Origin of the sequence: Pedobacter sp. KBS0701 (genome assembly GCF_005938645.2) — a bacterium.
Classification (GTDB): Bacteria; Bacteroidota; Bacteroidia; order Sphingobacteriales; family Sphingobacteriaceae; genus Pedobacter.
On record NZ_CP042171.1, the window covers coordinates 3,220,912 to 3,243,523 of the forward strand.

At 38.6% G+C, this 22,612-nt stretch carries 27 protein-coding genes; 19 read left to right on the forward strand and 8 right to left on the reverse strand.

Going from position 1 to position 22,612, the window contains the following annotated elements; genetic code table 11:
• The first annotated feature begins 191 nt into the window (after positions 1 to 191).
• The 3 genes from FFJ24_RS12985 to FFJ24_RS12995 all read left to right on the forward strand — a co-directional run bounded on the left by FFJ24_RS12985 (position 192) and on the right by FFJ24_RS12995 (position 3,494).
• Positions 192 to 875 carry a phosphatase PAP2 family protein gene (locus FFJ24_RS12985; RefSeq protein WP_138821891.1) on the forward strand — a complete coding sequence of 228 codons (684 nt, stop codon included), beginning with the start codon at positions 192 to 194 and terminating at the stop codon, positions 873 to 875.
• Positions 876 to 911: 36 nt separating this feature from the next.
• Positions 912 to 2,405, forward strand: a complete 1,494-nt coding sequence (locus FFJ24_RS12990; protein ID WP_138821892.1) for a glycosyltransferase family 39 protein — start codon at positions 912 to 914, stop codon at positions 2,403 to 2,405.
• Positions 2,406 to 2,540: 135 nt separating this feature from the next.
• Positions 2,541 to 3,494, forward strand: a complete 954-nt coding sequence (locus FFJ24_RS12995; protein WP_138821893.1) for an alpha/beta hydrolase — start codon at positions 2,541 to 2,543, stop codon at positions 3,492 to 3,494.
• Positions 3,495 to 3,643: 149 nt separating this feature from the next.
• Here the strand turns inward: FFJ24_RS12995 and FFJ24_RS13000 are convergent, their stop codons facing one another.
• The gene (locus FFJ24_RS13000; protein WP_138821894.1) at positions 3,644 to 3,841 is read right to left on the reverse strand and encodes a hypothetical protein; all 198 of its coding nucleotides are present in this window, start codon (positions 3,839 to 3,841) and stop codon (positions 3,644 to 3,646) included.
• A gap of 277 nt (positions 3,842 to 4,118) precedes the next feature.
• On the opposite strand from FFJ24_RS13000, the gene FFJ24_RS13005 reads away from it, so the two are divergent.
• Complete coding sequence (locus FFJ24_RS13005; RefSeq protein ID WP_138821895.1) at positions 4,119 to 5,093, forward strand: Gfo/Idh/MocA family protein; 975 nt, start codon at positions 4,119 to 4,121, stop codon at positions 5,091 to 5,093.
• 145 nt (positions 5,094 to 5,238) lie between these two features.
• Here FFJ24_RS13005 and FFJ24_RS13010 read toward each other — a convergent pair whose 3' ends face one another.
• Together FFJ24_RS13010 and FFJ24_RS13015 are read right to left on the reverse strand one after the other, a co-directional pair.
• On the reverse strand, positions 5,239 to 6,210 hold the full coding sequence (locus FFJ24_RS13010) for a zinc-binding alcohol dehydrogenase family protein (RefSeq protein WP_138821896.1): 972 nt from the start codon (positions 6,208 to 6,210) through the stop codon (positions 5,239 to 5,241).
• 61 nt (positions 6,211 to 6,271) lie between these two features.
• A complete protein-coding gene (locus FFJ24_RS13015) occupies positions 6,272 to 6,853 on the reverse strand; it encodes a Crp/Fnr family transcriptional regulator (RefSeq protein ID WP_138821897.1) in 582 nt (193 codons plus the stop codon).
• A gap of 129 nt (positions 6,854 to 6,982) precedes the next feature.
• Between FFJ24_RS13015 and FFJ24_RS13020 the strand changes: the two genes are divergently transcribed.
• The gene (locus FFJ24_RS13020; protein ID WP_138821898.1) at positions 6,983 to 8,725 is read left to right on the forward strand and encodes an ABC transporter ATP-binding protein; all 1,743 of its coding nucleotides are present in this window, start codon (positions 6,983 to 6,985) and stop codon (positions 8,723 to 8,725) included.
• A gap of 782 nt (positions 8,726 to 9,507) precedes the next feature.
• Here FFJ24_RS13020 and FFJ24_RS13025 read toward each other — a convergent pair.
• The 4 genes from FFJ24_RS13025 to FFJ24_RS13040 are packed head-to-tail and all read right to left on the reverse strand — an operon-like array spanning position 9,508 to position 11,328.
• Positions 9,508 to 10,089 (reverse strand): peroxiredoxin family protein, encoded by a 582-nt coding sequence (locus FFJ24_RS13025; protein ID WP_138821899.1) that lies wholly within the window; start codon positions 10,087 to 10,089, stop codon positions 9,508 to 9,510.
• A 47-nt stretch (positions 10,090 to 10,136) separates the two neighbouring features.
• Complete coding sequence (locus FFJ24_RS13030; RefSeq protein ID WP_138821900.1) at positions 10,137 to 10,400, reverse strand: hypothetical protein; 264 nt, start codon at positions 10,398 to 10,400, stop codon at positions 10,137 to 10,139.
• Positions 10,401 to 10,460: 60 nt separating this feature from the next.
• Complete coding sequence (locus tag FFJ24_RS13035; RefSeq protein ID WP_138821901.1) at positions 10,461 to 10,727, reverse strand: zf-HC2 domain-containing protein; 267 nt, start codon at positions 10,725 to 10,727, stop codon at positions 10,461 to 10,463.
• 1 nt (position 10,728) lies between these two features.
• A complete protein-coding gene (locus tag FFJ24_RS13040) occupies positions 10,729 to 11,328 on the reverse strand; it encodes a sigma-70 family RNA polymerase sigma factor (RefSeq protein ID WP_138821902.1) in 600 nt (199 codons plus the stop codon).
• Positions 11,329 to 11,462: 134 nt separating this feature from the next.
• Between FFJ24_RS13040 and FFJ24_RS13045 the strand changes: the two genes are divergently transcribed.
• The 3 genes from FFJ24_RS13045 to FFJ24_RS13055 are packed head-to-tail and all read left to right on the forward strand — an operon-like array spanning position 11,463 to position 13,781.
• The gene (locus tag FFJ24_RS13045) at positions 11,463 to 12,251 is read left to right on the forward strand and encodes a thioredoxin family protein (protein ID WP_210419370.1); all 789 of its coding nucleotides are present in this window, start codon (positions 11,463 to 11,465) and stop codon (positions 12,249 to 12,251) included.
• Positions 12,252 to 12,289: 38 nt separating this feature from the next.
• Positions 12,290 to 13,006 (forward strand): cytochrome b/b6 domain-containing protein, encoded by a 717-nt coding sequence (locus FFJ24_RS13050; protein WP_138821904.1) that lies wholly within the window; start codon positions 12,290 to 12,292, stop codon positions 13,004 to 13,006.
• Positions 12,990 to 13,781 (forward strand): molybdopterin-dependent oxidoreductase, encoded by a 792-nt coding sequence (locus tag FFJ24_RS13055; protein WP_138821905.1) that lies wholly within the window; start codon positions 12,990 to 12,992, stop codon positions 13,779 to 13,781. Before FFJ24_RS13050 ends, FFJ24_RS13055 begins: the two co-directional genes overlap by 17 nt.
• A gap of 51 nt (positions 13,782 to 13,832) precedes the next feature.
• Here the strand turns inward: FFJ24_RS13055 and FFJ24_RS13060 are convergent, their stop codons facing one another.
• Entirely contained in the window at positions 13,833 to 14,015 is a 183-nt protein-coding gene (locus tag FFJ24_RS13060; RefSeq protein WP_138821906.1) for a twin-arginine translocase TatA/TatE family subunit, read from the reverse strand.
• A 155-nt stretch (positions 14,016 to 14,170) separates the two neighbouring features.
• Here FFJ24_RS13060 and FFJ24_RS13065 point away from each other — a divergent pair, with 155 nt between their 5' ends.
• The 11 genes from FFJ24_RS13065 to FFJ24_RS13115 all read left to right on the forward strand — a co-directional run bounded on the left by FFJ24_RS13065 (position 14,171) and on the right by FFJ24_RS13115 (position 22,612).
• The gene (locus FFJ24_RS13065) at positions 14,171 to 14,401 is read left to right on the forward strand and encodes a hypothetical protein (RefSeq protein WP_138821907.1); all 231 of its coding nucleotides are present in this window, start codon (positions 14,171 to 14,173) and stop codon (positions 14,399 to 14,401) included.
• A gap of 133 nt (positions 14,402 to 14,534) precedes the next feature.
• On the forward strand, positions 14,535 to 15,119 hold the full coding sequence (locus FFJ24_RS13070; protein WP_138821908.1) for a hypothetical protein: 585 nt from the start codon (positions 14,535 to 14,537) through the stop codon (positions 15,117 to 15,119).
• Position 15,120: 1 nt separating this feature from the next.
• A complete protein-coding gene (locus tag FFJ24_RS13075) occupies positions 15,121 to 16,074 on the forward strand; it encodes a nucleotidyl transferase AbiEii/AbiGii toxin family protein (protein WP_138821909.1) in 954 nt (317 codons plus the stop codon).
• 72 nt (positions 16,075 to 16,146) lie between these two features.
• Positions 16,147 to 17,262 (forward strand): XdhC family protein, encoded by a 1,116-nt coding sequence (locus tag FFJ24_RS13080; RefSeq protein ID WP_138821910.1) that lies wholly within the window; start codon positions 16,147 to 16,149, stop codon positions 17,260 to 17,262.
• Between the two features lie 24 nt (positions 17,263 to 17,286).
• A complete protein-coding gene (locus tag FFJ24_RS13085; RefSeq protein WP_256377632.1) occupies positions 17,287 to 17,856 on the forward strand; it encodes an NTP transferase domain-containing protein in 570 nt (189 codons plus the stop codon).
• The gene (gene moaA / locus FFJ24_RS13090; protein ID WP_138821912.1) at positions 17,853 to 18,833 is read left to right on the forward strand and encodes a GTP 3',8-cyclase MoaA; all 981 of its coding nucleotides are present in this window, start codon (positions 17,853 to 17,855) and stop codon (positions 18,831 to 18,833) included. The genes FFJ24_RS13085 and moaA overlap by 4 nt, the downstream gene beginning before the upstream one ends.
• Positions 18,834 to 18,840: 7 nt before the next feature.
• A complete protein-coding gene (gene glp, locus FFJ24_RS13095; RefSeq protein ID WP_138821913.1) occupies positions 18,841 to 20,019 on the forward strand; it encodes a gephyrin-like molybdotransferase Glp in 1,179 nt (392 codons plus the stop codon).
• Positions 20,020 to 20,022: 3 nt separating this feature from the next.
• A complete protein-coding gene (locus tag FFJ24_RS13100) occupies positions 20,023 to 20,763 on the forward strand; it encodes a sulfite exporter TauE/SafE family protein (protein WP_138821914.1) in 741 nt (246 codons plus the stop codon).
• On the forward strand, positions 20,756 to 21,262 hold the full coding sequence (locus FFJ24_RS13105) for a molybdopterin-binding protein (RefSeq protein ID WP_246862613.1): 507 nt from the start codon (positions 20,756 to 20,758) through the stop codon (positions 21,260 to 21,262). The genes FFJ24_RS13100 and FFJ24_RS13105 overlap by 8 nt, the downstream gene beginning before the upstream one ends.
• Positions 21,263 to 21,266: 4 nt before the next feature.
• Positions 21,267 to 21,500 (forward strand): MoaD/ThiS family protein, encoded by a 234-nt coding sequence (locus FFJ24_RS13110; protein WP_138821915.1) that lies wholly within the window; start codon positions 21,267 to 21,269, stop codon positions 21,498 to 21,500.
• Between the two features lie 5 nt (positions 21,501 to 21,505).
• Entirely contained in the window at positions 21,506 to 22,612 is a 1,107-nt protein-coding gene (locus FFJ24_RS13115; protein ID WP_138821916.1) for a HesA/MoeB/ThiF family protein, read from the forward strand.

Sequence of the window (22,612 nt, forward strand, 5' to 3'; positions counted from 1 at the left end):
TATTAACTTATTAAGAAATGTTAACTGAGTAAGTTCTTCAAAAGTCCTTAACTCCCATGTGCGTATAATCAATCTTAATTCCATCCACATCATGATGTAACAAATTCTCAACCAATTCGCATGACATAAACATGACGTTCGCTTAACTTTCAGATGATATACAGCTAATAGCTTTGCATGAAAGAACTGATATGCGTACGATAAAAAGACTGACCAAGCTCCATTATTATTTCTTTACTGCGATATCAATACTGCTGCTGGCACTCATTTTTAATTTTAGCTTTTCTAAAACAGATGGATTCCTCATTTTTAACCGGTTTCATCCAGCGTGGCTGGATATTTCTTTTAGGTATATCACTAATCTCGGAGATGGTTTAATCAGTATTCTGGCCGCAATCATCCTGCTTGCAATTAGAAAAAAGAAAAAAGCAATGACCATGGCTCTTGCCTATATTTATTCGGGTTTGCTTATTCAAACCGCTAAAAGAATATTCCACATGCCACGGCCTAAATATTATTTTGAGCAAACTTTATTTCAATACAATCACTTTGTTGAAGGGATAAGCATGCATAATCATAATTCTTTTCCCTCAGGACATACCGCATCTGCTTTTGCCTTATCCACAGTATTGGTTTTGGTTTTCAAAAAAAATAAAATCTCCTTTTACTGTTTATTTTTTGCTTTTTTAATCGGCTATTCACGCATATACTTGGCTCAGCATTTTCTGATTGATGTAATTTTTGGAGCTATAGCCGGTATAATTTGTGCAATTTTAAGCTATCATCAGGTATATGACCTTAAACTTTTCAGATCAGCTAAGCTAAACAGAAGATATAAACAGCTTAAAATTTCCAATCAGGCTAAGCCCATTTAAGTGAAAGAAATTCCGGTTAAACTTTGGCTTTTTATAATGGCGATGACTGTGATCAAACTGGTCATAGCCTCAACAATAGCGCTCGGAAACGACGAGGTATATTACTGGACATACGCTTTAAATCTGCAATGGAATTATTTTGATCATCCCCCATTTGTAGCATGGTTGATCAGAGCTACAACAGCAAATTTATATATTCACAACGAATCGGCTGCTCGTCTTGGCGCCATAATATCATCTACAATAGGTACCGTAATAGTATATAAAACAGGTAAATTACTCCTTAATGACCGCATGGGTTGGTTTGCCGTTTTACTTTATTCTTCATCCTTTTATTGCAGTATTATTGCCGGAACATTTATTTTGCCAGATAGCCCTCAAATGGTTTTCTGGCTTTGGAGCATCTTTTTGTTGTTGAAGATTAACAAATCCATCCACCAAGGTTTACCAACGTTAAATCTCTGGTGCTGGTTCGGTGTGGCTGCGGGGCTTTGTATGATGTGTAAAATACATGGCATCTACTTATGGGTGGGCGTTATCATGTTCGCTCTGTTTAACAGTAGAAAATTAATGGTGCAGAAGGGTATGTATGTTTCTATGTTAATTAGTTTGATTATCGTATCTCCTTTTATCATCTGGAATATACAGCATCATTTCATTACCTACACCTATCACAGTAATCGGGTTAGCCTGTTCCACGCAGGCATAAATCCATTAGCCTTCTCCAGAGAAATCGGCGGACAAATATTCTACAACAATCCAATTGTTTTTTTTCTGGCCTGGATGGCTATTTTTAGTTTCATTAAAACCAAACATCATCTTCTTAAAAGCGAAATACAACTATTATTATATTGTGCGCTTCCTCTTATTGTGACACTGATTTTTCTTTCAATTTTTAGAGATACATTACCGCATTGGTCTGGCCCGGCGTATAGCTGTTTAATATTTCTTGCTGCATTGAAACTGGAATCTATTCGCCTATCAAAAGTAAAAGCCATTATTAGTGCAAGTATGCTGTTTTTCTTGTTCGTGGTAAGTGCAGGTCTCATCACAATTAACTTTTACAAGGGCACATTTTCGACGCAAAAAAGCTCAATGAATTTGGGTGCGGGCGACCCCACCTTAGATTTATACGGCTGGAAAGAAACAGGTAGAATAATTGATTCTATTTACCGTTTAGATAAATCATCAATAAAGAATAAAACAGTCCATACGATTGTGATTACAAAATGGTTCCCGGCAGCTCATTTAGATTTTTATGTTTGCGTTAAAACTGGTTTGCATACCTACGGCATAGGAGAAATATTCGATCTTCACCAGTATTATTGGTCGAATCAAACCAAACAGAAATTAACTACTGGCGACAATGCATATTATATTGTACCTTCTAATCTTTACGATGAAAGCAGTATAAACTTTATCAAATCCCAATTTAGAAATTGTACACCACCTATAATTGCACCCATTTTTAGGAATGGTGTTATTTGTAAAAACATCCTTTTATTTAAGCTAAATGGCTATAAAGAATAGTGCAATTACAATTATAACTGATTAATTCCCTGGTGTAGAATATTGTGTATTTAATTGCACCTAAGCTAAAAAAGCAATAAATTAGCTTAAAAAAGCCGATTCAATTGCTGATAGCTAACCTTCCTTAAAAATTAGATGATGCCCAATAAAAAAGTATATCCGCTAAGCCTGCTGCTCCTAACGCTTTTATTTAGTTCTCTATCTTCAATAGGGCAGATTGTCCTCCAGGATAAAAAATTTCATATAGACACTAAAACATTCTCACAAACTGATTCAGGTAAACTAAAATTAGATATTTATTATACTGGTAAAATAACAGAAACTAAGCCAACAGTACTTTTTATATTTGGTGGCGGCTTTGTAATGGGCCGCAGAGATAGCAAGTTATTTGATCAATATTTTAACACTTTAATTGCACACAACTATAAGGTAGTTTCAGTTGACTATCGACTTGGTCTTAAAGGAAAGAAGTTTCCTGGTCCGTTTAATACTTCAAATTTAAAAGCAGCTATTGATACCGCTACGACCGATGTTTTCGACGCAACAGCTTATCTGATCAAAAATGCAAAAGAACTTGGTATTGATACGGCTATGATCATCCTGTCAGGATCAAGTGCAGGTGCTATTACCGCGCTACATGCCGACTACAACAAGCGGAACGCCACCGCATTATCGGCTAAATTACCACACCATTTTCAATACAAGGGTGTAATTTCTTTTGCCGGGGCAATATTAAGTTATCATGGTGCGCCAAAATATGCCATACCACCAGCACCTACTATGCTTTTTCATGGCACAGCCGATAAACTTGTACCCTATAACAAAGTGAGATTATTAAACAGGGGATTTTTTGGTTCCAAATATCTGGCCCGCACTTTTAAAAAAAACGGATATCCTTATTACTTTCAGTACGTGCAAGATATGGGGCACGAAATAGCTGGATCACCAATGCTTGAAAACCTACCTGATATCCTGTGGTTTATAGATAATTATATCATTAAACAAAAGCGCTATTTTATGGAGGTAGACTTTAAAGATGCCGACAAAAAACCAACCTTTAGCATACCCCCTGCTTTAAAAAAGAGGTAGCGTAAATCGTATGGTTTCCATTATTTTTTTCAGTTCGAACAAAATTACGATCGAAATTGGGGCACGCATGTATGACCGTTCCAGATTAATGATATATTGCTTCTTTACCTTAAGGTTAATATCAAAAACTATCTCTTTATCTTAACCGATTAGTTTTCATGTTCTCCAGACTCGCCACTCAGTATCCTTTCCATTTCTATCATCATCTGCTCCGCCAGGCGTTGTTTAGCTTGTAATTTAGACAGGTAAGCGTTTTCAAATGTTACTTCAAGCTCATCCATAATAAAGGCATATTTTGCCTTAAGTTCTATAAGATCAATCTGAAGCTTCTTGGAAAGATTTTGCATAATACAAAGCTAAAAAAAGCGGGACCAATTTCTGATAAATGGTCTTATTTTCTTTTCTAAAAAAAAATACAATAAATAGCTATATCTATTAAAACAATCTCCCAATTCTTTCGTTTATAAAATGATTCCGGCGTGGTTTCCGGAATAGTTTGTTTGGTTAGTTGATTAGGGATCACTCCCAAAGTGAATCCCTTTTCTTTTTTACAAAGCTTTCTATCGATTGAGCATAGTTTCCAGACAATAATTTCTAAATTCAGACTTTTAAATCAAGGATATAATGGAAGAAATCAGATGGAGCATTATTGGCTGTGGGGATGTGACTGAAGTAAAAAGCGGGCCAGCTTTTAATAAGGTAAACAACTCCAAACTTGTTGCGGTAATGCGCCGAGACGGTGCTAAGGCTGCTGATTATGCTAAACGTCATCAAGTCCCTAAATGGTATGACAATGCTTCTCAACTGATTAACGATCCGGAGGTTAATGCCATTTACATTGCTACGCCACCCCTACAACACGAAGCTTATACCATTGAAGCTTTGAAAACTGGCAAGCCGGTATATGTAGAAAAACCCATGACTTTAGATGCTGAGGCTGCTCAACGCATGATTGTTGTAGCCAGCAAATTAAAGGTTAAACTCTGCGTAGCCCATTATCGCCGTGCCCAACCCATGTTTTTAAAAGTTAAAGAACTATTGGCTGCACATACCATTGGCGATGTTCGTTTAGTCCGGTTAAAAATGCTGCAATCGCCTAACCCTGTACTAATTGCCAAAACAGCAGATAATTGGCGGATCAATCCAGTTATTTCCGGTGGTGGTTTATTTCATGACCTGGCTCCGCATCAATTAGATCTCATGACTTATTATTTCGGCGCTGTAAAAAACGCCATGGGTATTGCCACCAGACAACAGGAAAATACCGAGGTTGATGATTTGGTTGCGGGAAATATCCTTTTCGAAAACGGCGTTGTTTTCAGCGGTACCTGGTGTTTTTCTGTAGCGCAACAGGATCAAGCTGATAGTTGCGTAATATATGGCTCAAAAGGTTATATTAGTTTCCCGATGTTTGGCAATAAAATTACCGTTACAACCGATCAATCAACTGAAGAATATGTATTTGAGCCTTTACAGCATGTTCAACAACCTATGATCGAAAAAGTAGTCGATTACTTTTTAGGCAAAGGGCAAAATCCATGTAGCGGCGAAGATGCCTTGATTACCATGAAGTTAATGGATGATTTTACGAGGAAGTAAACTGAAAAGCTTATAGTGGAAGTATTGTCATTTCCTATAGCGCAGTGAAATGGAGAGATCCAAAGAAAAGTCGTCATTGCAATGACGACCCTTCTAGGCTTATCATCATCTTAAAAACCCAAGATCGTTCATAACTATTCTGTTCCTATATCATTACCACTAAACGTTTACCATCAGCAACCTCAAGGTTCCAAAGACCGGAAATATCTGCTAGCTTAACCTCTGTAGTTTCTACCTTCAATTTACCATCTGCTGCTAGCTGAAACATTTGGGGCAATATTTCAGTAAATAACAGTCCAACCTGTTCTTTGCTCCAACTGCCCAGGCCAGAGCCTGTGAGCTGCAGATCTACGCTTCTTAAATTAGCAGCCGACAGCTGGATCAGATCGCCGGCCATACTACCTACAGAAACAAACCTCACTTTATTGGTAAATGCCCCCTGCCCCATTAAACTGGATAACAACAGTTCAGCGGTACAGCCCCAGAGGTAATCAATAATTACATCTATTGGTTTTTCCTGATGGCGCTGTTTCACCTGCGATAAAAATGCTGAATTATCGGTGGTAATCCCGATGATTTCGTCTGCACCAAGTTTTAATAAATTTTGAAGCAATTGTACATTCCTGCCTGTTGCAATTACTTTTGCTGCGCCATAATGTTTCGCAATCTGCACGGCTACCATTCCAGTAAAACCAGTTGCGCCATTAATTAACACCACGTCTCCAGGCTGGATAGCCGCCTTAAACCTTAAGGCCATGGCCGAGCCAATAACGGCATTGGCCAATGCGGCGGCCGTAGTATCACTTAAACCTTCAGGTAATTTCACCATCCTGCGCTTTTCTATAATTGCTTTTTCTGCCAGCATTCCACTTACGCCCATCCCATAAACCCGTGTGCCATCTTCGAGCAGGCATACGCCATCTCCACCGATCACACGACCTGTTGCTTTTGGTGCATCGCTTGAATAATGCGTGCCTGCTGCTTTGCCTTTATCCAAATGTTTAATGGCAACGGCCTTTACACGCACCAATATTTCCTGATCGTTTTGGGCTACTGGTTCTTCAAAATCTACATATTGGGGTAATTCCCCTTTCTTATACATTACTGCTGCTTTCATCTTTTTTGTATTTTGTTGATACAAAGTTAGATTCTGCTGCAGTGCCGAACGATAACATATGTTACCGATTGCCTTTTTTAAGCAGGGCGCTTTTTATACGGCTTAAGTGTACACGGGTTACACCCAGATAAGAGGCAATATAATGTTGAGGAACGCGCTGTACAATATGAGGCCTTTCCTGTAAGAGCTTTTGATAACGTTCTTCGGGCGTATCTCTGATGAAGGATACAAATTCATTCATATAATGCATCTGTCTCTCGGCCAGAATATTTAAGATAACATCCGCAAATCCGGGCACCTCACGCAGCTCAGTCATTAAAGCTTTGACTTTTGTTTTATGCAGCAAATAAATAACCGAAGGCTCGATCGTTTCGATGGTGAACAGGCTGGGTGTATTCTTCAGAAAACTTTCCAAGGAAGTTAAACCTTCTTTTTCAAAGAAAAACTGAACAGTTTTATCATCTCCCTGTTTATTTAATGCGGCCCGCACACAACCTTTTTCTACATAAAAATAATGATGGGATATTTTACCCTCTTCCAATAAAATGGTTTTTGCCGGAACCTCCATGCGCTCCTGAAATTCCAGATATTTATCCCAATAAGGATTTAACTGAGGAAATTTATCTTTAAAATGGAAAAGCATCTGTTGGGTATTCTTACAAATTTAATTTATTCCGGAGAGAAAACAGTATCCTAAAGCTGATCTTACTGAAACTATTGTAAGCCATTAACGTTTATTAATTGCCCAACCCTATCTGTATTCCTGCTAAAGATGAAAATACTTTTAAAATACCTGAGGCCACACCGGAATCTCATTATACTATCGCTTTTACTGGCCGCTGCAGCACAGCTTTTAAACCTGCTCGATCCCATTATTTTTGGAAAGATTATAGACGATTATTCTACCAACAAACATCACTTGAGCGAACACCAACTTATTAGCGAAGTTTTCTACTGGCTGCTCATTGCGCTAGCCATTGCACTGGTGGCCAGGCTTTGCCGCTCCATACAGGAATTTACAACCAGGAAGGCTGTGGCTCGTTTTGGCATGAATATTTTTAATGATGGCCTCAAACAAACGCTCCGCCTCTCGTTTCAGGAATTTGAAGAAAGCCGCAGCGGAACAACCTTATCGGTGCTTCAAAAAGTAAAAACGGATGCAGAACGTTTTATCAATGCGTTTATCAATATCCTTTTTTCATCGCTTGTGGGAATTGGATTTTTATTGTGGTACAGCCTGAACAAGAACTGGCTTTTGGTACCTGTATTTTTTATTGGAGTATTGGTACTAGGCTCTCTAACCGGCCTGCTATCTAAAAAAATAAAAGCTATCCAACGGTCTATTAACCGACAGGCTGATAGGCAGGCCGGCGTAATTACCGAGAGCCTGCGCAACATCGAATTGGTAAAAAGTTTAGGTTTAACCTTTGCCGAGATCAGAAGATTGAATGTACAGACCCTGAAAATTTTTGATCTCGAAATGCTAAAAGCCCGAAAAGTGAGCACACTCTCTTTTTTACAGGGCAATCTGCTCAACTTGCTAAAGCAATCGGTGCTTTTTATCCTGCTATGGCTGATTTTCAGAAAAATATTAAGTACAGGAGAACTGATTGCAATGCAGTTTATCTCCACGGCGATCTTTACGCCGCTTCAGGACCTGGGCAACATGATCATTCTGTACCGGGAAGCAGATGCCTCGCTTAAAACATTCGACAACCTGATGCAAAAACCGATAGAAACCCGTCCGGAGGATGCCGTAGAGCTTAATGCACTTAACAGGCTCGAATTCAAAAATGTAGTTTTCAGACATAAAACTGCTGGTTACAATGCTATTGATGATATTTCCTTCGAAATCCAAAATGGTGAGACGGTGGCATTTGTAGGTCCTTCGGGTTCTGGCAAATCGACCCTTGTTAAATTGTTAGTGGGACTTTATCTTCCAGTTGATGGTGAAATCCTCTTCAACAAAACCAGTTCCAAACGCATACGTTACAACCCATTAAGGAGACAGATCGGTTTCGTTACACAGGATACCCAGCTTTATGCAGGTTCAATCAGGGAAAACATGCGTTTTGTTAATCCTACAGCCAGTGAAGAAGAGATTGTGGAAGCATTACAAAAGGCCTCAGCTACAGCACTTGTTGCCAAAGCAGCTCAGGGAATCGACACCGTATTGGGTGAAAATGGCATGAAACTATCAGGTGGCGAAAAACAACGGATTTCGATCGCCAGGGCCTTATTGAGAAAACCAAGGTTGTTGATCTTTGACGAAGCAACTTCCGCGCTCGATTCGCTTACTGAAGAAGAAATTTCTGCAACGATAAGAGAGATTTCAGACAGAAGGGAACAGATGACCATTCTGATTGCCCACCGTTTATCAACCATTATGCATGCCGATAAAATCTATGTGCTGGAAAAAGGAAAGGTATCTGAAACGGGCAGCCATAACGAGTTGCTCGAAAAGAAGGGACTTTATTATTCTATGTGGCGGCAGCAGATTGGCGAACGGAGGTAACTTGATGAGATTATTATACATTTGCTAAAACAATGTCATTCAACTAATTAAACAAACCAATAGCCATTTTTTGGAGCACAATATCTGTACAGTTATGCAGATTGGTTACCATGTTACCCTTTTATCCTTTTACGCTCCAGCCTGCAGGATAACGTTCAATGTCATTAAGTTAAGAGCTTTTAACCACAGATGCACACAGATAAACACGGATTTTCATATTTGTGTGTATCCTTTCTATCTGTGGTTAAATTATTTTCGCTTGTGCTGTATGGACTTAACTTAATGACATTGGGGTAACACTTCACCCGGGTCAAAATGGCTAAACAACATTTAAGTTTTGAGATTGCGAGGTACAAACGTTCACCATAAACCTGATTGACGGGGAAAGCGCCCGATTCTTCATCGGGCCTTGTACCAAAAGCAGGGCTGCTGTCCGCCAAGAATAACTACCCTTCCATTTCCAAATAAATAAAAAAATTATTCCTATTATTCATCCGGCTAATTTTCTTTATAAAACAGCTTTTCTTTTTGGAGCGCAGGGTCTCTGCATCAAACCAACTTGTGTCCCGCGTTACGCTTTTACGCTTCGGCCTCGTACCTCAGCCTGCAGGGTAACACTTCACCCGGGGCTAAATGGCTAAACCAGCATTTCATTTTTGGGGCTGCAGCCCACCACGAATTACGACCCTTTCATTTCCGGACTAAAATGGATGTAGCCCATTAATCATTTAAATTTTGTTTAAAATGCTTCCTCATAGCTATATAAAATTACTATCAGCTACCTAAAGTTTCGAAAGTAAAAGTTTTACCGAGGCTCTTTTTTGGTAATTGGGATCGAAATGAACATATTTAATTTTACCAGAACGATCAATAATATAGGTTGCAGGAACGGGTAAAGTATGACGTGTATTACCGTTATTATCCTCTAAATTTATCCCATAGCCCATGTATTTGGTAAAAGTTGCTTCATCCATCATAAAATTTACCCCGTAAGCTTTCATAATCTCATCATCTTTATCCTGCACAATCGAAAAGCCTGCTTTGGTCTTTTTAATGGTTTTATCAATGTTTTCTTTGGTTTCAGGTGTAACACCAATTACATAAGCATCTTTGGCACTCAGCAGGTTTAAAGAATCCTGAAGTTCTTTGATGTGTTTATTGCAATACGGGCACCACTGCCCGCGGTAAAAAAACAGTACAACAGAACGGTGCTTTTTAAGTGCATCCTTCAAACTTACGCTTTTACCATTTTGATCGATCGCGGTAAATATTGGGGCCTTATCTCCTTCTTTTAATCCTTTTTGAGCTTTTACCTGTAACGAAAAAGCAACAATTAAGCTTAGAAATAGTATAATTTTTTTCATGTTAAGTGATTAAATTTAGGGAGGCCTTAACCTCCCTAAAGCTGTTTTTACATTTTACTTTTCGACATTTTATCTTTAGCCATCTTAGATTTCTCCATTTTGGTTTTTTTCATCGAATCGGTTTTCATTTTGTCCATTTTACTTTTTTCCATTTTATCCATCTTCTTTTTCTCCATTTTTTCTTGTTTCATTTTAGACATTTTTTCCTGAAGCGGACTGTTTACTGAAGCAAAAGTTGGTAATGAAAGACCAGCCACAACTAAAGTAGCCATAAACAATTTTCCTGCTGATTTTAAGATTTGATTTTTCATGCTGTTTTGTGTTTTATTTAGCCTTTAGTCGAAGCAAAAATGAAAACCTTACAATTAAAATCAATTTTTATTTATTTCTTTTTCAATATTTTCTTTCAGTGTTTTTTTAAAGGCTTCGTCGAGTTTAAAATCCTCCTTATTAAGCCCCACAAACACCTGGTTAATCAATATACTTTGTTGCTGATAGATTTTACAAACGGAGCAACCGGCCAAATGGATATGCAATTGCAGGGTTTCGGCAGCGGTAATTTTTCCTGCAAGCTTTTTTTCGATCAGAAAAGTAGCCTGCTTGCAATTATAAATGATGTTTTTCAGTGCGCTTTTCATATCAGTTCCAGTTTTTTTGAAGGCAGGCCCTCAGGTTAAGTTTCGTACGGTGCATAATTACCCAAAAATTAGCCGACGTAAGTTTAAGTTCGGCACAGATCAGTTCTGAGGCAAGATCGTCCAGATGTTTCATCGAAAACACCGAAAACCACAATCCAGGAAGCTTGCTTAAGCATTCATTCAGTATTGCCCCCAGTTCTTTCATCAGCAAGGGATTATCTACCTCTAATCCAAATGCCTGCGGACGGTATTTTTCATTCCAATGGCCAGTGTCTGCATCAAAAAAATCCTGCTGTTCCTGCACAGCATCCTTTTCTTTTATCTCTTTCAGGCCACCTGAAGAACGTTTTCGATAAAAATCAGCAATCTTATTTTTTAAAATGGCAGTGAGCCAGGTTTTCTCGTTACTATTTCCCTTAAAACGCTCCGCTTGTTTCAAACCGGCCAAAAAAGTATCTTGCACCAGATCTTTAGCCACTTCTTCATCCCGCAGCCTCGACATGGCAAACCCATACAGGTAATCAGCATATTTTTCAACCCAGCTCAGTGGATCTAAATGAAGTTTTTCGGCCTTTATATCCTGGCCAGTATCGTTTTGCATCTTTTTGGATTATCTTGTATAAATATAATATAATGCTTAATCGTTTAGTCGCATGTGGTACTGTATCCTTACAATTATTTCATTTTTTTGTAAGGATTGTAAATCAGAAACGACTAAACTTAAAATTGATGACCATGATCAGAAAAATAGCGTTGCCACTGTTGTTAATAAGCGTTATTAGCATTGCTTTTACCGCAGACCTTAGCACTACACCAAAATCGACTGATACCGGTTTTGCAGTTGTGGAGCTTTTTACTTCTGAAGGCTGCTCAAGCTGTCCACCGGCCGATGCATTACTGGCTGAGATTGAAAAGGAAAACTCCAAAAAACCTATTTATCTGCTTGCTTTCCATGTTGATTATTGGGACAGGCTGGGTTGGAAAGACAGCTTTAGCAGCGCAAAATTTTCTGCCCGACAGAATCAATACGCTAATTGGCTCAACCTTAAAACGGTATATACTCCTCAGGCAGTGGTAAACGGAAGTATGGAATTTATCGGTTCGGATGAAAAAATTTTGCTGAACAGTATCAATACAATGCTTGCAAAACCATCAACAGATCATTTACAAATCTCATTAGGGAAAACCGACAAGCACAACCTTATTTTAAATTATAATACCAATCAGCAAACCAATGGTTATGTGCTTGCAGTTGCTTTGGTAACGCAAAAAGCAAGCAATAAAGTTTTAAAAGGTGAAAACAAAGGCAGAACATTTAGCCATGTTCAGATTGTACGGCAGTTCGACACTTTTCAGCTGCAGGGAAAAACCAACGGATCGGTAAATGTGCAGGTAGATCAATCAAACGGAGAAATTTCCTCAGAACTGATCGCTTTTTTACAAAACACCAAAACGGGTAAAATTACCGCAGCATCAAAACTAAATACATTGTTAGATAGCCAATTAAGCAATAAATCCAAATGATAAGCTTTTGCGTTTATCAGTTGTAAACCGCCCCCATCATGAAAGTAATCAAAGAAAAACATTCGTTTTTAATGCGGTGGACACATTGGGTAAATTTCCCTGTACTGGCCATTATGATCTGGAGCGGATTGTTCATTTATTGGGCCAACGATGCTTATGGCATTTCCATTTTCGGGTTTACGCTTATTAAATTTTTCCCCGAATGGTTTTATGATTATTTCCATATTCCACAGCGTTTGGCCGAAGGAATGGCCTTTCATTTTCTGTTCATGTGGTTCTTTTTCATCAACGGACTGCTCTATATAATTTATACCGTTTTCTCTGGCGCATGGCGTGAACTTTTGCTTAATAAAAACTCGTTTAAAGAAGCCTGGCTGGTGTTGCTACACGATCTTCATATCCGTAAAACGGTTCCCCCGCAAAAGAAATACAATGCCGCGCAGCGGATAGCCTATACTGCCATTATTTTTATGGGCTTAGGCTCAGTGATTACAGGATTAGCCATTTACAAACCCGTACAATTTTACTGGATCTGCTGGTTATGTGGTGGGTATCATTTTGCCCGTATCCTTCATTTCGCATTAACGATAGGCTATGTATTTTTCTTTCTGATCCACATTGTTCAGGTGGCGCTGGCCGGCTGGAATAATTTTAGGGCTGTAATTGCCGGATTTGAAGTGGTGGAAGATCAAGCTCGGCCAAAAGTTCAGGAATTAACGATTGAAACTGAAGATAAAGATGAAAACAAATCATAAAAAAACGGCTAAAATTCCTTTAACCGTTGATCAAAAAATCAAGAGGCGTACTTTTATTTCATTCGGTACTTTTTTAGCGCTCGGAAGTGGTGCGTTTGTAGGCTGGAAATGGCTTTTAAATGCTCCTGAAGAAACAGCTGGTATTACAGCAGTCGCAAGAGCCCCTTTACGCAGGGCTTTAAACAAAACAGAACTCTTTTTCCGCAATTTTTTCAGCAACAAACACCTGGTTAAAACTTATCCGGTAGAGCGGGCGGCTAAAAGCCCAAGAATAAACAGTTTGATCGGTATCGAAGATGATGAAGACTTCGATATTGCCGCATGGAAACTTCAGGTTAAACTTAACAATCAGAAAAACAGATATATTACCATAGAAGAGATAAAAGCCTTACCCAAAACAGAAATTGTGTACGATTTTAAGTGTGTGGAAGGTTGGGACGAGATCCAACATTGGGCTGGCGTAAAATTGAGCGATTTTTTAACGCACTTTCAACTCGAAAACGAAGCAGAAAAACAATATATGGGCTTAGAAACCCCAAATGGCGCCTATTATGTGGGTTTAGAAAGAGAAAGCATCCTCCATCCCCAAACGCTTTTGGCTTATGAAATGAATGGTAAAGCCATCAGTACCGAACATGGCGCGCCTTTAAGGTTAATTATACCTGTTAAATATGGCATCAAAAACTTAAAACGGATCGGAATGATGTCTTTTAGTGATAGCAGGCCAAAAGATTACTGGGCCGAGCAGGGTTACGATTATTATTCGGGATTATAGCTGATCTGGAGATAAATAACCTCCAGATCAAACCATCGGGCAACTGAATTATTAAGCCTGTTTCGGAACTTCGGGTTTATCTTCTTCCTGCCCGGCTTTAAATTCTTTTATTCCTTTACCAAGGCCTTTCATTAATTCGGGGATTTTTTTGCCGCCGAATAATAATAAAACAGCAACTCCAAGAATAATCAGTTCGGGGCCTCCCAATAGAGCGGCGATGGTTGTATTTAACATTTTGCTTTCAATTTAAGTGATTCTTTTACACTTACGTTTAAAACATCGCTTCGGTTCTCCGTAACCGATTTAAAATATTTTAAAAAACATGATTTATTTAAAGTAAAATCGAAAGTGATACGTCTACAGCTATAACAAACCTAAAAATCTTCTTTATGATAGCCGTTTTCAAAACAAATGTATCCTCAGATAGCGAGTTAAATGAAATCAGCCCTTTGCTGAACAGCCGCTTCAAAGAAATCAAATGGAACATCGATCTGTGGGACAGCGATAAAATCCTCCGCGTAGATTCGCCAAGAGATTGGACCAAAGAAATTACAGAGCTTTTTAACAGCATTGGTTTACGCTGTGTTAATTTAGAGATTTTTCATTCGGATCCTTTTTAATATCACAAAAAAATGATGATATCTAACTGTATATCAAATTATAACACAATTAAAAAAAATTATATTGCATGAATTTTAAATAAAAATTACTACATTTATAATAACTTTTATTATAATCTTGTATAATATAGCGATGGCAAAGTTAGATGAACTTAAGAAAAACCTGAAACGTGGACATGTTTACCGCAGGGATGAACTTACGCAATGGTCTAGCGCTATCGACCGCCATTTAAGTATCCTTGTTAATGATGGCACACTTCAAAAGCTTTCACAAGGGGTATATTACTACCCTAAAGAAACTGTATTTGGCAAAACTCCGCCCGAAGACGATACGCTAGTTCGCAAGTTTTTAAAAGACGATCGTTTTTTATTAACCTCACCAAATTTGTATAATAGTTTAGGAGTGGGTACAACACAACTATATAATAAACGCACTGTTTACAACCATAAACGCCATGGTGAATTTATGTTGGGTAACCGAAAATTCGATTTTCAAATGAAACCGCATTTTCCGGCTAAAGCTACACAGGAATTTTTATTGGTCGATTTGGTAAACAATTTGGATAAATTAGCTGAAGATAAACAAGCTATTTTAAATAATGTACTGAACAAAGTACAACATATGGATCAGGTAAAACTAAAGCGGTCTGTAAATTCATACGGAAATATTAAGGCGAAGAAGTTTTTCAAACCTGTACTGCAACATTCAGATAACTGATATGGCGGCCAACTTCCTGCACAATCATAAAAACTTCCCTGATTTATTGCGGATCCTTGAAGATGAAATGGGTATTCAGGCGGGGTTGATTGAGAAGGATTATTGGATTATGCATGTACTTTACGGCTTGAAAAATCAAGATTTTCAATTTGAACTTAAAGGTGGCACGTCTCTTTCAAAAGGTTTTAAAATCATCGAACGTTTTTCAGAAGATATCGATATCCACATAAAACCTCCTGCAAAATTTAACATCAATGAAAACCCGAAAAATAACAAACCGAAAAACACAGAGGCAAAAAAGAATTTTTATGATTGGTTAGCAAAGGAAATAGCTATAAATGGCGTTATTTCTGTTGAACGCGACTCTGCATTCGACAATGCGACAACTTATAACAGTGCGGGCATAAGATTAAATTACAAAAGTTTTAATCCATTAATTTCCGGTATAAAGGAAGGTATACTACTCGAAACAGGCTTCGATACCGTTACTCCCAATACCAATATCACCATTTCTTCTTGGGCCTACGATAAAGCAATAGAAAATAAAATTGAGATTATAGACAACCGTGCGAAGGATATTTCGTGCTACAATCCCGGTTATACTTTTGTGGAGAAATTACAAACTATTGCTACCAAATTCCGCAAAGAAAAGGAGACTGGAGATACAGGAGTAAACTTTATGCGACAATATTACGATTTATATTCACTTTTGGATAATAATAGCGTACAGGAATTTATTGGTACAGATGAATATTATACTCATAAAAAGAACCGTTTCCCATCCGTAGATTTTGACATTCCTATCTATGAAAATGAGGCATTTTTGCTTAAAAATGATAAAATCCGGAAAAGCTTTATCCAACGTTACAAAAACACTGCGTCATTATATTACAATCGCCAACCCGATTTCGAAGAACTATTAGATCGGATTAAAAATTACATCGATCGATTATAGTTACCTTCTGCCATTGCTTTCCTTTTTATAATAGATTATCCTTAAATTGCATGATCTATTGCATGAATCCTAATGAAAGAAATTACCGATATCGTAAAGGCATATCAAAAGGCAACGAAGGAAAAGAAAAAAACAGCCCTTGCAACGGTAGTTAAGGTAGAGGGTTCTTCCTACCGCAGGCCTGGTGCCAGGATGCTGATAACTGAAGATGGCCAGTTAACAGGTGCAATCAGTGGTGGTTGTTTAGAGGGGGATGCATTGCGCAAAGCACTTTCGGCCATTGTACAGCAAGAAAACAAACTGATTACTTACGATACCACCGACGAAGATGATGCTAAATTTGGTGTTCAGTTAGGCTGCAACGGCGTTATACATATCCTTTTCGAACCCATTATAGAAGAAGATCCATTAAACCCCATTGCCATTTTAACAACATTACAAGCTAAAAGGGAAGATGCCGTGCTGGCAACACTTTTTAACTTGGACGGAAAGCAACAATTAGGCACCAGCATGTTGTTTAAAAAAGATGCGATTCTATCCAAAATATTAAAAGAAATTGAAGATGACATCATAAATGACGCCAGAGAAGTTTTCACCAATAAAACAACAACATTTAAAGTTTATCCTTGCGGCGATCAGGAGGTAGGTGTTTTTCTGGAACTTATCCACCCTCCTATTTCGTTAATCGTTGCCGGCGCCGGAAATGATGCCCAACCCCTGGCCGAAATGGCTTACCTTTTGGGCTGGGAAGTAACGGTGATAGATGGAAGAACTACGCACGCTACACCTCAACGTTTTGCAAACGCAACCAAGGTTTTGGTGAGCAAACCCGAAAATGTATTAGCTCAAATTCAAATAGATGAGCAAACGGCTTTTGTTCTGATGACCCATAATTACAATTACGACCTCGAACTACTTAAATATCTATTGGACACAAACGCTCCATATATCGGTACACTAGGACCAAAGAAAAAACTGCTCAGGATGTTAGATGAACTGAATTTGGCAACGCCGGCAAATGAAACACGAGTGCATGGCCCTATCGGTTTAGATATTGGTGCAGAAACTGCAGAAGAAATCGCGATTTCTATCCTTGCAGAGATTAAATCTGTTTTTACAGGTGCTTCAGCCATGTTTTTAAAAGAGAAAAAAAGGCCGATCCATGTTTACGAATTAAAAAACAATTAAGCGTTGAAAACGGGCATCATCATATTGGCAGCAGGTAGTTCTTCACGTTTGGGAAGATCAAAACAGCTTTTGGATTATAAAGGAAAAACACTCTTGCAAAATGTAATAAATGAAGCTTTAGAAAAAAATTGCCAGTCTGTTATTGTTGTTTTAGGTGCAAACGCTGAAGAAATAGCCAGCAAGCATCAGAATGATCAGGTTAATTTAGTGATTAATGAAAGTTGGGAAAATGGAATCGCATCAAGTATTGTAGCCGGACTTTTAACTATGGTCAAAAATAATAGTGAAATTGAAAGTATCATTATTGCTGTGGCCGACCAGGTTTTTATAAAAATGAATAACTTTAATAACTTAATCGAAAAGCAGAAAGAAACAGGTAAAAATATCATTGCCAGTACATACGCTGAAACGATAGGAACCCCTGTCCTCTTCAAAAAAGATTACTTTGAAGCGCTTTTATCGCTCACAGGAGAAGAAGGAGCAAAAAAGATACTCAAACAATATTCTCAGGATGTAGAAACAGTTGTTTTTGAACATGGAGAAATTGATATTGATACAGAAACAGATTATAACAATTTAATTAGCCAGCAATGATAGCAGATTCTTTTGGAAGAATACACGATTACCTGCGGATATCGCTTACCGATAACTGCAATTTTCGCTGCTTTTATTGCATGCCAGAGGAAGAATACGACTTCACTCCTGCCTCCCGGCTCATGCAAACCGACGAAATTATTAAGCTGGCAGAAGTTTTTGTGGCCAATGGCGTAAAAAAAATCAGGCTTACCGGCGGTGAACCATTGGTGAGGAAAGATGCAGCCCTAATTATTGCGGCACTGGGCAAACTTCCGGTCGAGCTCGTTATTACGACAAACGGAACGCGCATTGCTGAAATGCTCCCAGTATTAAAGGAAGCAAGTATTAAAACCATTAATATTAGTCTGGATACATTACAACCTGAGAAGTTCTTCATGATTACCCGAAGGGATGTTTTTCACCAGGTACGCAGCAATATTGAACTGCTTTTGCAGCATAAAATCAAGGTAAAAATAAATATGGTAATGATGAAAGGCCTTAATGACAATGAGATCGCCGATTTCATCAGCTGGACCAAACACAATCCCATTCAGATCAGGTTTATTGAATTCATGCCTTTTAGTGGTAACAAATGGACGAGTAATAAGATGTTTTCTTTAGATGAAATCCTATCAGTGGTCAAAAAAGATTTCAAAGTACTACCTGTTAAGGGAGAACCACACGATACTGCTAAAAGTTTCATGATCCCTGGTCACGAAGGCTCGTTTGCCATTATCAGCACCATGACCAATCCTTTTTGCGATACTTGTAACCGCATGCGCCTGACTGCGGACGGAAAACTCAAAAACTGCCTGTTTTCGGATAGCGAGACCGATCTGCTTAGCGCATTGCGGAACAATGAAGATGTGCTTCCACTAATTCAATCAAATATTTGGAGCAAAAAGAAAGCATTAGGTGGACAGTTAGTTAGCGATTTCGAAAAAATTGATGCGACTACCATTCAAAACAGAAGTATGATTACCATTGGAGGATAAAATTTTCATGATTAGCGTTAAAGAAGCAAAACACCTCATTTCTCAACACATCATAGCACTCAATCCCATTTCAATTGATTTGGCAAAGGCATCAGGGCACATTCTTGCAGCCGATGTTTATGCGAAATACGATATTCCTGCCTTTAGTCAGTCATCTATGGATGGATATGCGTTAAAATTTGTAGATCATGAAAAAATACTCAGCATAGTCGGCGAAATGGCTGCCGGAACGGCAGCCAAAATCAGCATTCAAAACGGAGAAACCAGTAGAATATTTACAGGAGCTCCACTACCTAATGGTGCCGATACAGTAGTCATGCAGGAAAAAATTACGAGGATAGATGGAAAAATCACCTTAGAGGACTCCAATTTAAAACCTGGCTTAAATGTACGGGATAAAGGTTCGGAGATTAAAGCCGGAGCATTGGCCATGGAAAAAGGAGATTTTCTTAGTCCTGCTGCCATTGGTTTTCTCGCAGGGATTGGTGTTAACGAAGTTAGTGTTTATCCCATTCCAAAGATTTCGGTTATTGTAACGGGAAAAGAATTACAACAACCGGGGAAAACACTCGGATTTGGACAGGTTTACGAATCGAATTCCTATTCGCTTTCTGCGGCTTTAAAACATGAAGGGATTGAACAGATTGTTGTTTACGAAGCCGATGATGATCTTGAGGTCCTTAAAAAAGTACTACGAACTGCAATAGCAAGCAGCGATGTTGTCCTGCTGACAGGAGGAGTAAGTGTGGGCGACTATGATTTCGTAATTGAAGCGGCCTCACATTGTGGCATCAGACAAATTTTTCATAAGGTGAAACAGAAACCGGGTAAACCATTGTTTTTTGGAACAAAAGATCAAAAACTAATATTCGGACTTCCTGGTAATCCTTCATCTGTGCTCAGTTGCTATTATAATTATGTGTTACCAGCTGTTAAAACATTATCTCATAAAGGTAATAGTGTAATTGAGGTTCAGGCCGAGCTTACACATCCTTATTCAAAACCTGCGGGGTTAACACATTTCCTTAAAGGCAAATATGAAAATGGACTGGTTACTCCACTCCACGCACAAGAATCATACCGGTTAAGCTCTTTTGCACAGGCTAATTGCCTGATCTGCCTCGATGAAACAAAAGAATACTTCAATAAAAGCGACATCCTAAACGTATTAATTTTACCTGGCTAAACCATGCAAGAAAGCTTCATCCTATTTTACTGCTTACTTTTTATTGTTGCTTTTTTATATGCTTCGGTTGGCCATGGCGGAGCAAGCGGCTATCTTGCCCTCATGGCTATTTTTGCCATTTCGCCAGCCATTATGAAGCCAACAGCATTATTATTAAATCTGTTTGTTTCTTCCACTTCCTTTATTCAGTTTTACCGTGGCGGCCATTTTAAATGGAAAACCTTTTGGCCTTTTGCGCTTGCCTCTATTCCGCTCTCATTTGTGGGTGGTATGATGGTAATCGAAAGTTCCATTTATAAAAAGATTCTGGGTCTGCTTTTACTCATTCCGGTCATCCGTTTTTTCTTCTTTAAAAATACCGATCCAAAAGATTTCAAATCGTCAAATATTCCCTTATCTCTCGCCATTGGCGGTATTATTGGCTTACTTTCAGGCATGATCGGTATAGGGGGTGGGATTATCCTTTCTCCTATCCTATTGCTATTAAAGTGGACGGATCAAAAACAGACTGCAGCAATCAGTGCAGCATTCATCTTTGTTAATTCGGTTGCTGGCTTAGGTGGTCAACTCATTAAAGGTTTCGAATTTAACAGCCACATGCTCGCTTATGTTGGGGTAGCCTTTGTTGGTGGCATTTGCGGTGCTTACTTTGGCGCCTTAAAATTTCCGCAAACTGTTTTAAAAAACGTGCTGGCCTGTGTACTGGCACTAGCTGCTTACAAATTACTATTTACGCATGCATAATATAAAATACCTGATCATTGCCCTATTATTTTTAAGTGTTACGGCAAGTGCACAAGAGAGCAGGCAATTTACAATCGAAGGAAAGGTTAAAAAGCCATTAACAATCACTTTAAACAATTTAAGTGCTTATAAATCCGTTAATTTGGATAGTATGACAATTTTTAACCACTTGATGCAACGTAAAGGCAGTATCAAAAATATTAAAGGTGTACTTTTAAAAGATATTTTGGCCAACGTAGAAATAGATGCTGCCTCACCAAAAACATTAAGTGAATATTACCTGGTTTTTACCGCAACCGATAATTATAAGGTGGTGTACTCTTGGAATGAAATTTTTAATTCGCCTACGGGAAATCAAGTGCTGGTTTTAACAGGTTATGATACCAATCCCACAAAGGCTGAAAAGGGAAATATCGCCATTATTACGCCCAGCGATTTTGCTACGGGAAGAAGATTTGTAAAAGGATTAAATAAAATCAGCATCTTACAGGTAAATTAGCAGCATGGAAATTGAAATCATCAGTTTTGGACAAATTAGCGAATTCATCAATCATCAAAAAATTGAAATTGATGGTATTGCTGATACCGATGCCTTTAAGCAACACCTCGAAGATCGGTTTCCTGCCCTGAAAGGCATAAAATACAAACTTGCCCTGAACAAAAATATTGTCCAGGAGAATACGGAGATTAAAAACCCGGCTACCATAGCCGTTATGCCCCCTTTTTCTGGCGGTTAAGTAATATGAGTGCAGAGCGATATAACAGACAGATCATCCTGAAAGGATTTGGGGAGGAAGCACAACAACAGCTTTTAAGGGCAAAAGTATTGGTAATCGGCGCTGGTGGCTTGGGCTGCCCTGCCCTGCAATACCTGGCTGCTGCCGGCATTGGCCATATTGGTATTGTTGATGATGATACCATTTCATTATCTAATTTACATAGACAGGTTCTTTTTACTACTGCTGATATTGGAAAGCTGAAAGTAGAGGTTGCTGCAAAACGCCTGCAGGAAATGAATACTCAGATCGGGATTATCCGTCACCCTATCCGTTTGCAGCAGAGCAACATCCTCGATATCATTTCCAGATACGATTACATATTGGATGGTACCGATAATTTCGAATCCAGATATTTGATCAACGATGCCAGTGCCTTGCTCAATAAACCGCTTATTTTTGCTGCGGTTGCTGGTTTTGAAGGTCAGTTGGCCATATTTAATGTGCCCGATCACCTCACACCTGGCACCAACTACCGAGATCTTTTTCCGGTTCCACCCGATAAAGGAGAAGTACCTAACTGTGCCGAGAATGGTGTTATCGGCGTATTACCAGGGATAATAGGAAGCATGGCAGCGGCAGAAATTATTAAACTGGTTGCCAAAATCGGACAATCGCTCTCCAATAAAATATTAAATTACAACTTACTTACACAAGAACAATATACCATTAACATCAGTAATGGAAGCGGTTATACATTGCCCAAAACGGTTGATGAATTTTTAAATATGGATTATCAGGATACCAGCGAAGGACCACAGGGATATATAGAAATTGATGCCAGCGAACTGGCTAAGATGCAACAGGTTGAATCGACCATTTTAATAGATGTGCGTGAAAGGCACGAGGTGCCTGTGTTAGACAAGCAGATTTACACACAGGTACCAATGTCGGAATTTAGTGCATTTTTAAGCAAGGAATTTTACCAAAAACATGTGGTTTTAATTTGCCAGCATGGGATTAGAAGTGTTGCTGCTGCTGAGGCCTTGCAGGAAAAATATGGCGCAGCAAAAAAGATTTATAGCTTAAAGGGTGGTATTGTAAAATGGAGAGATCATTTTTTAAGATCGTAA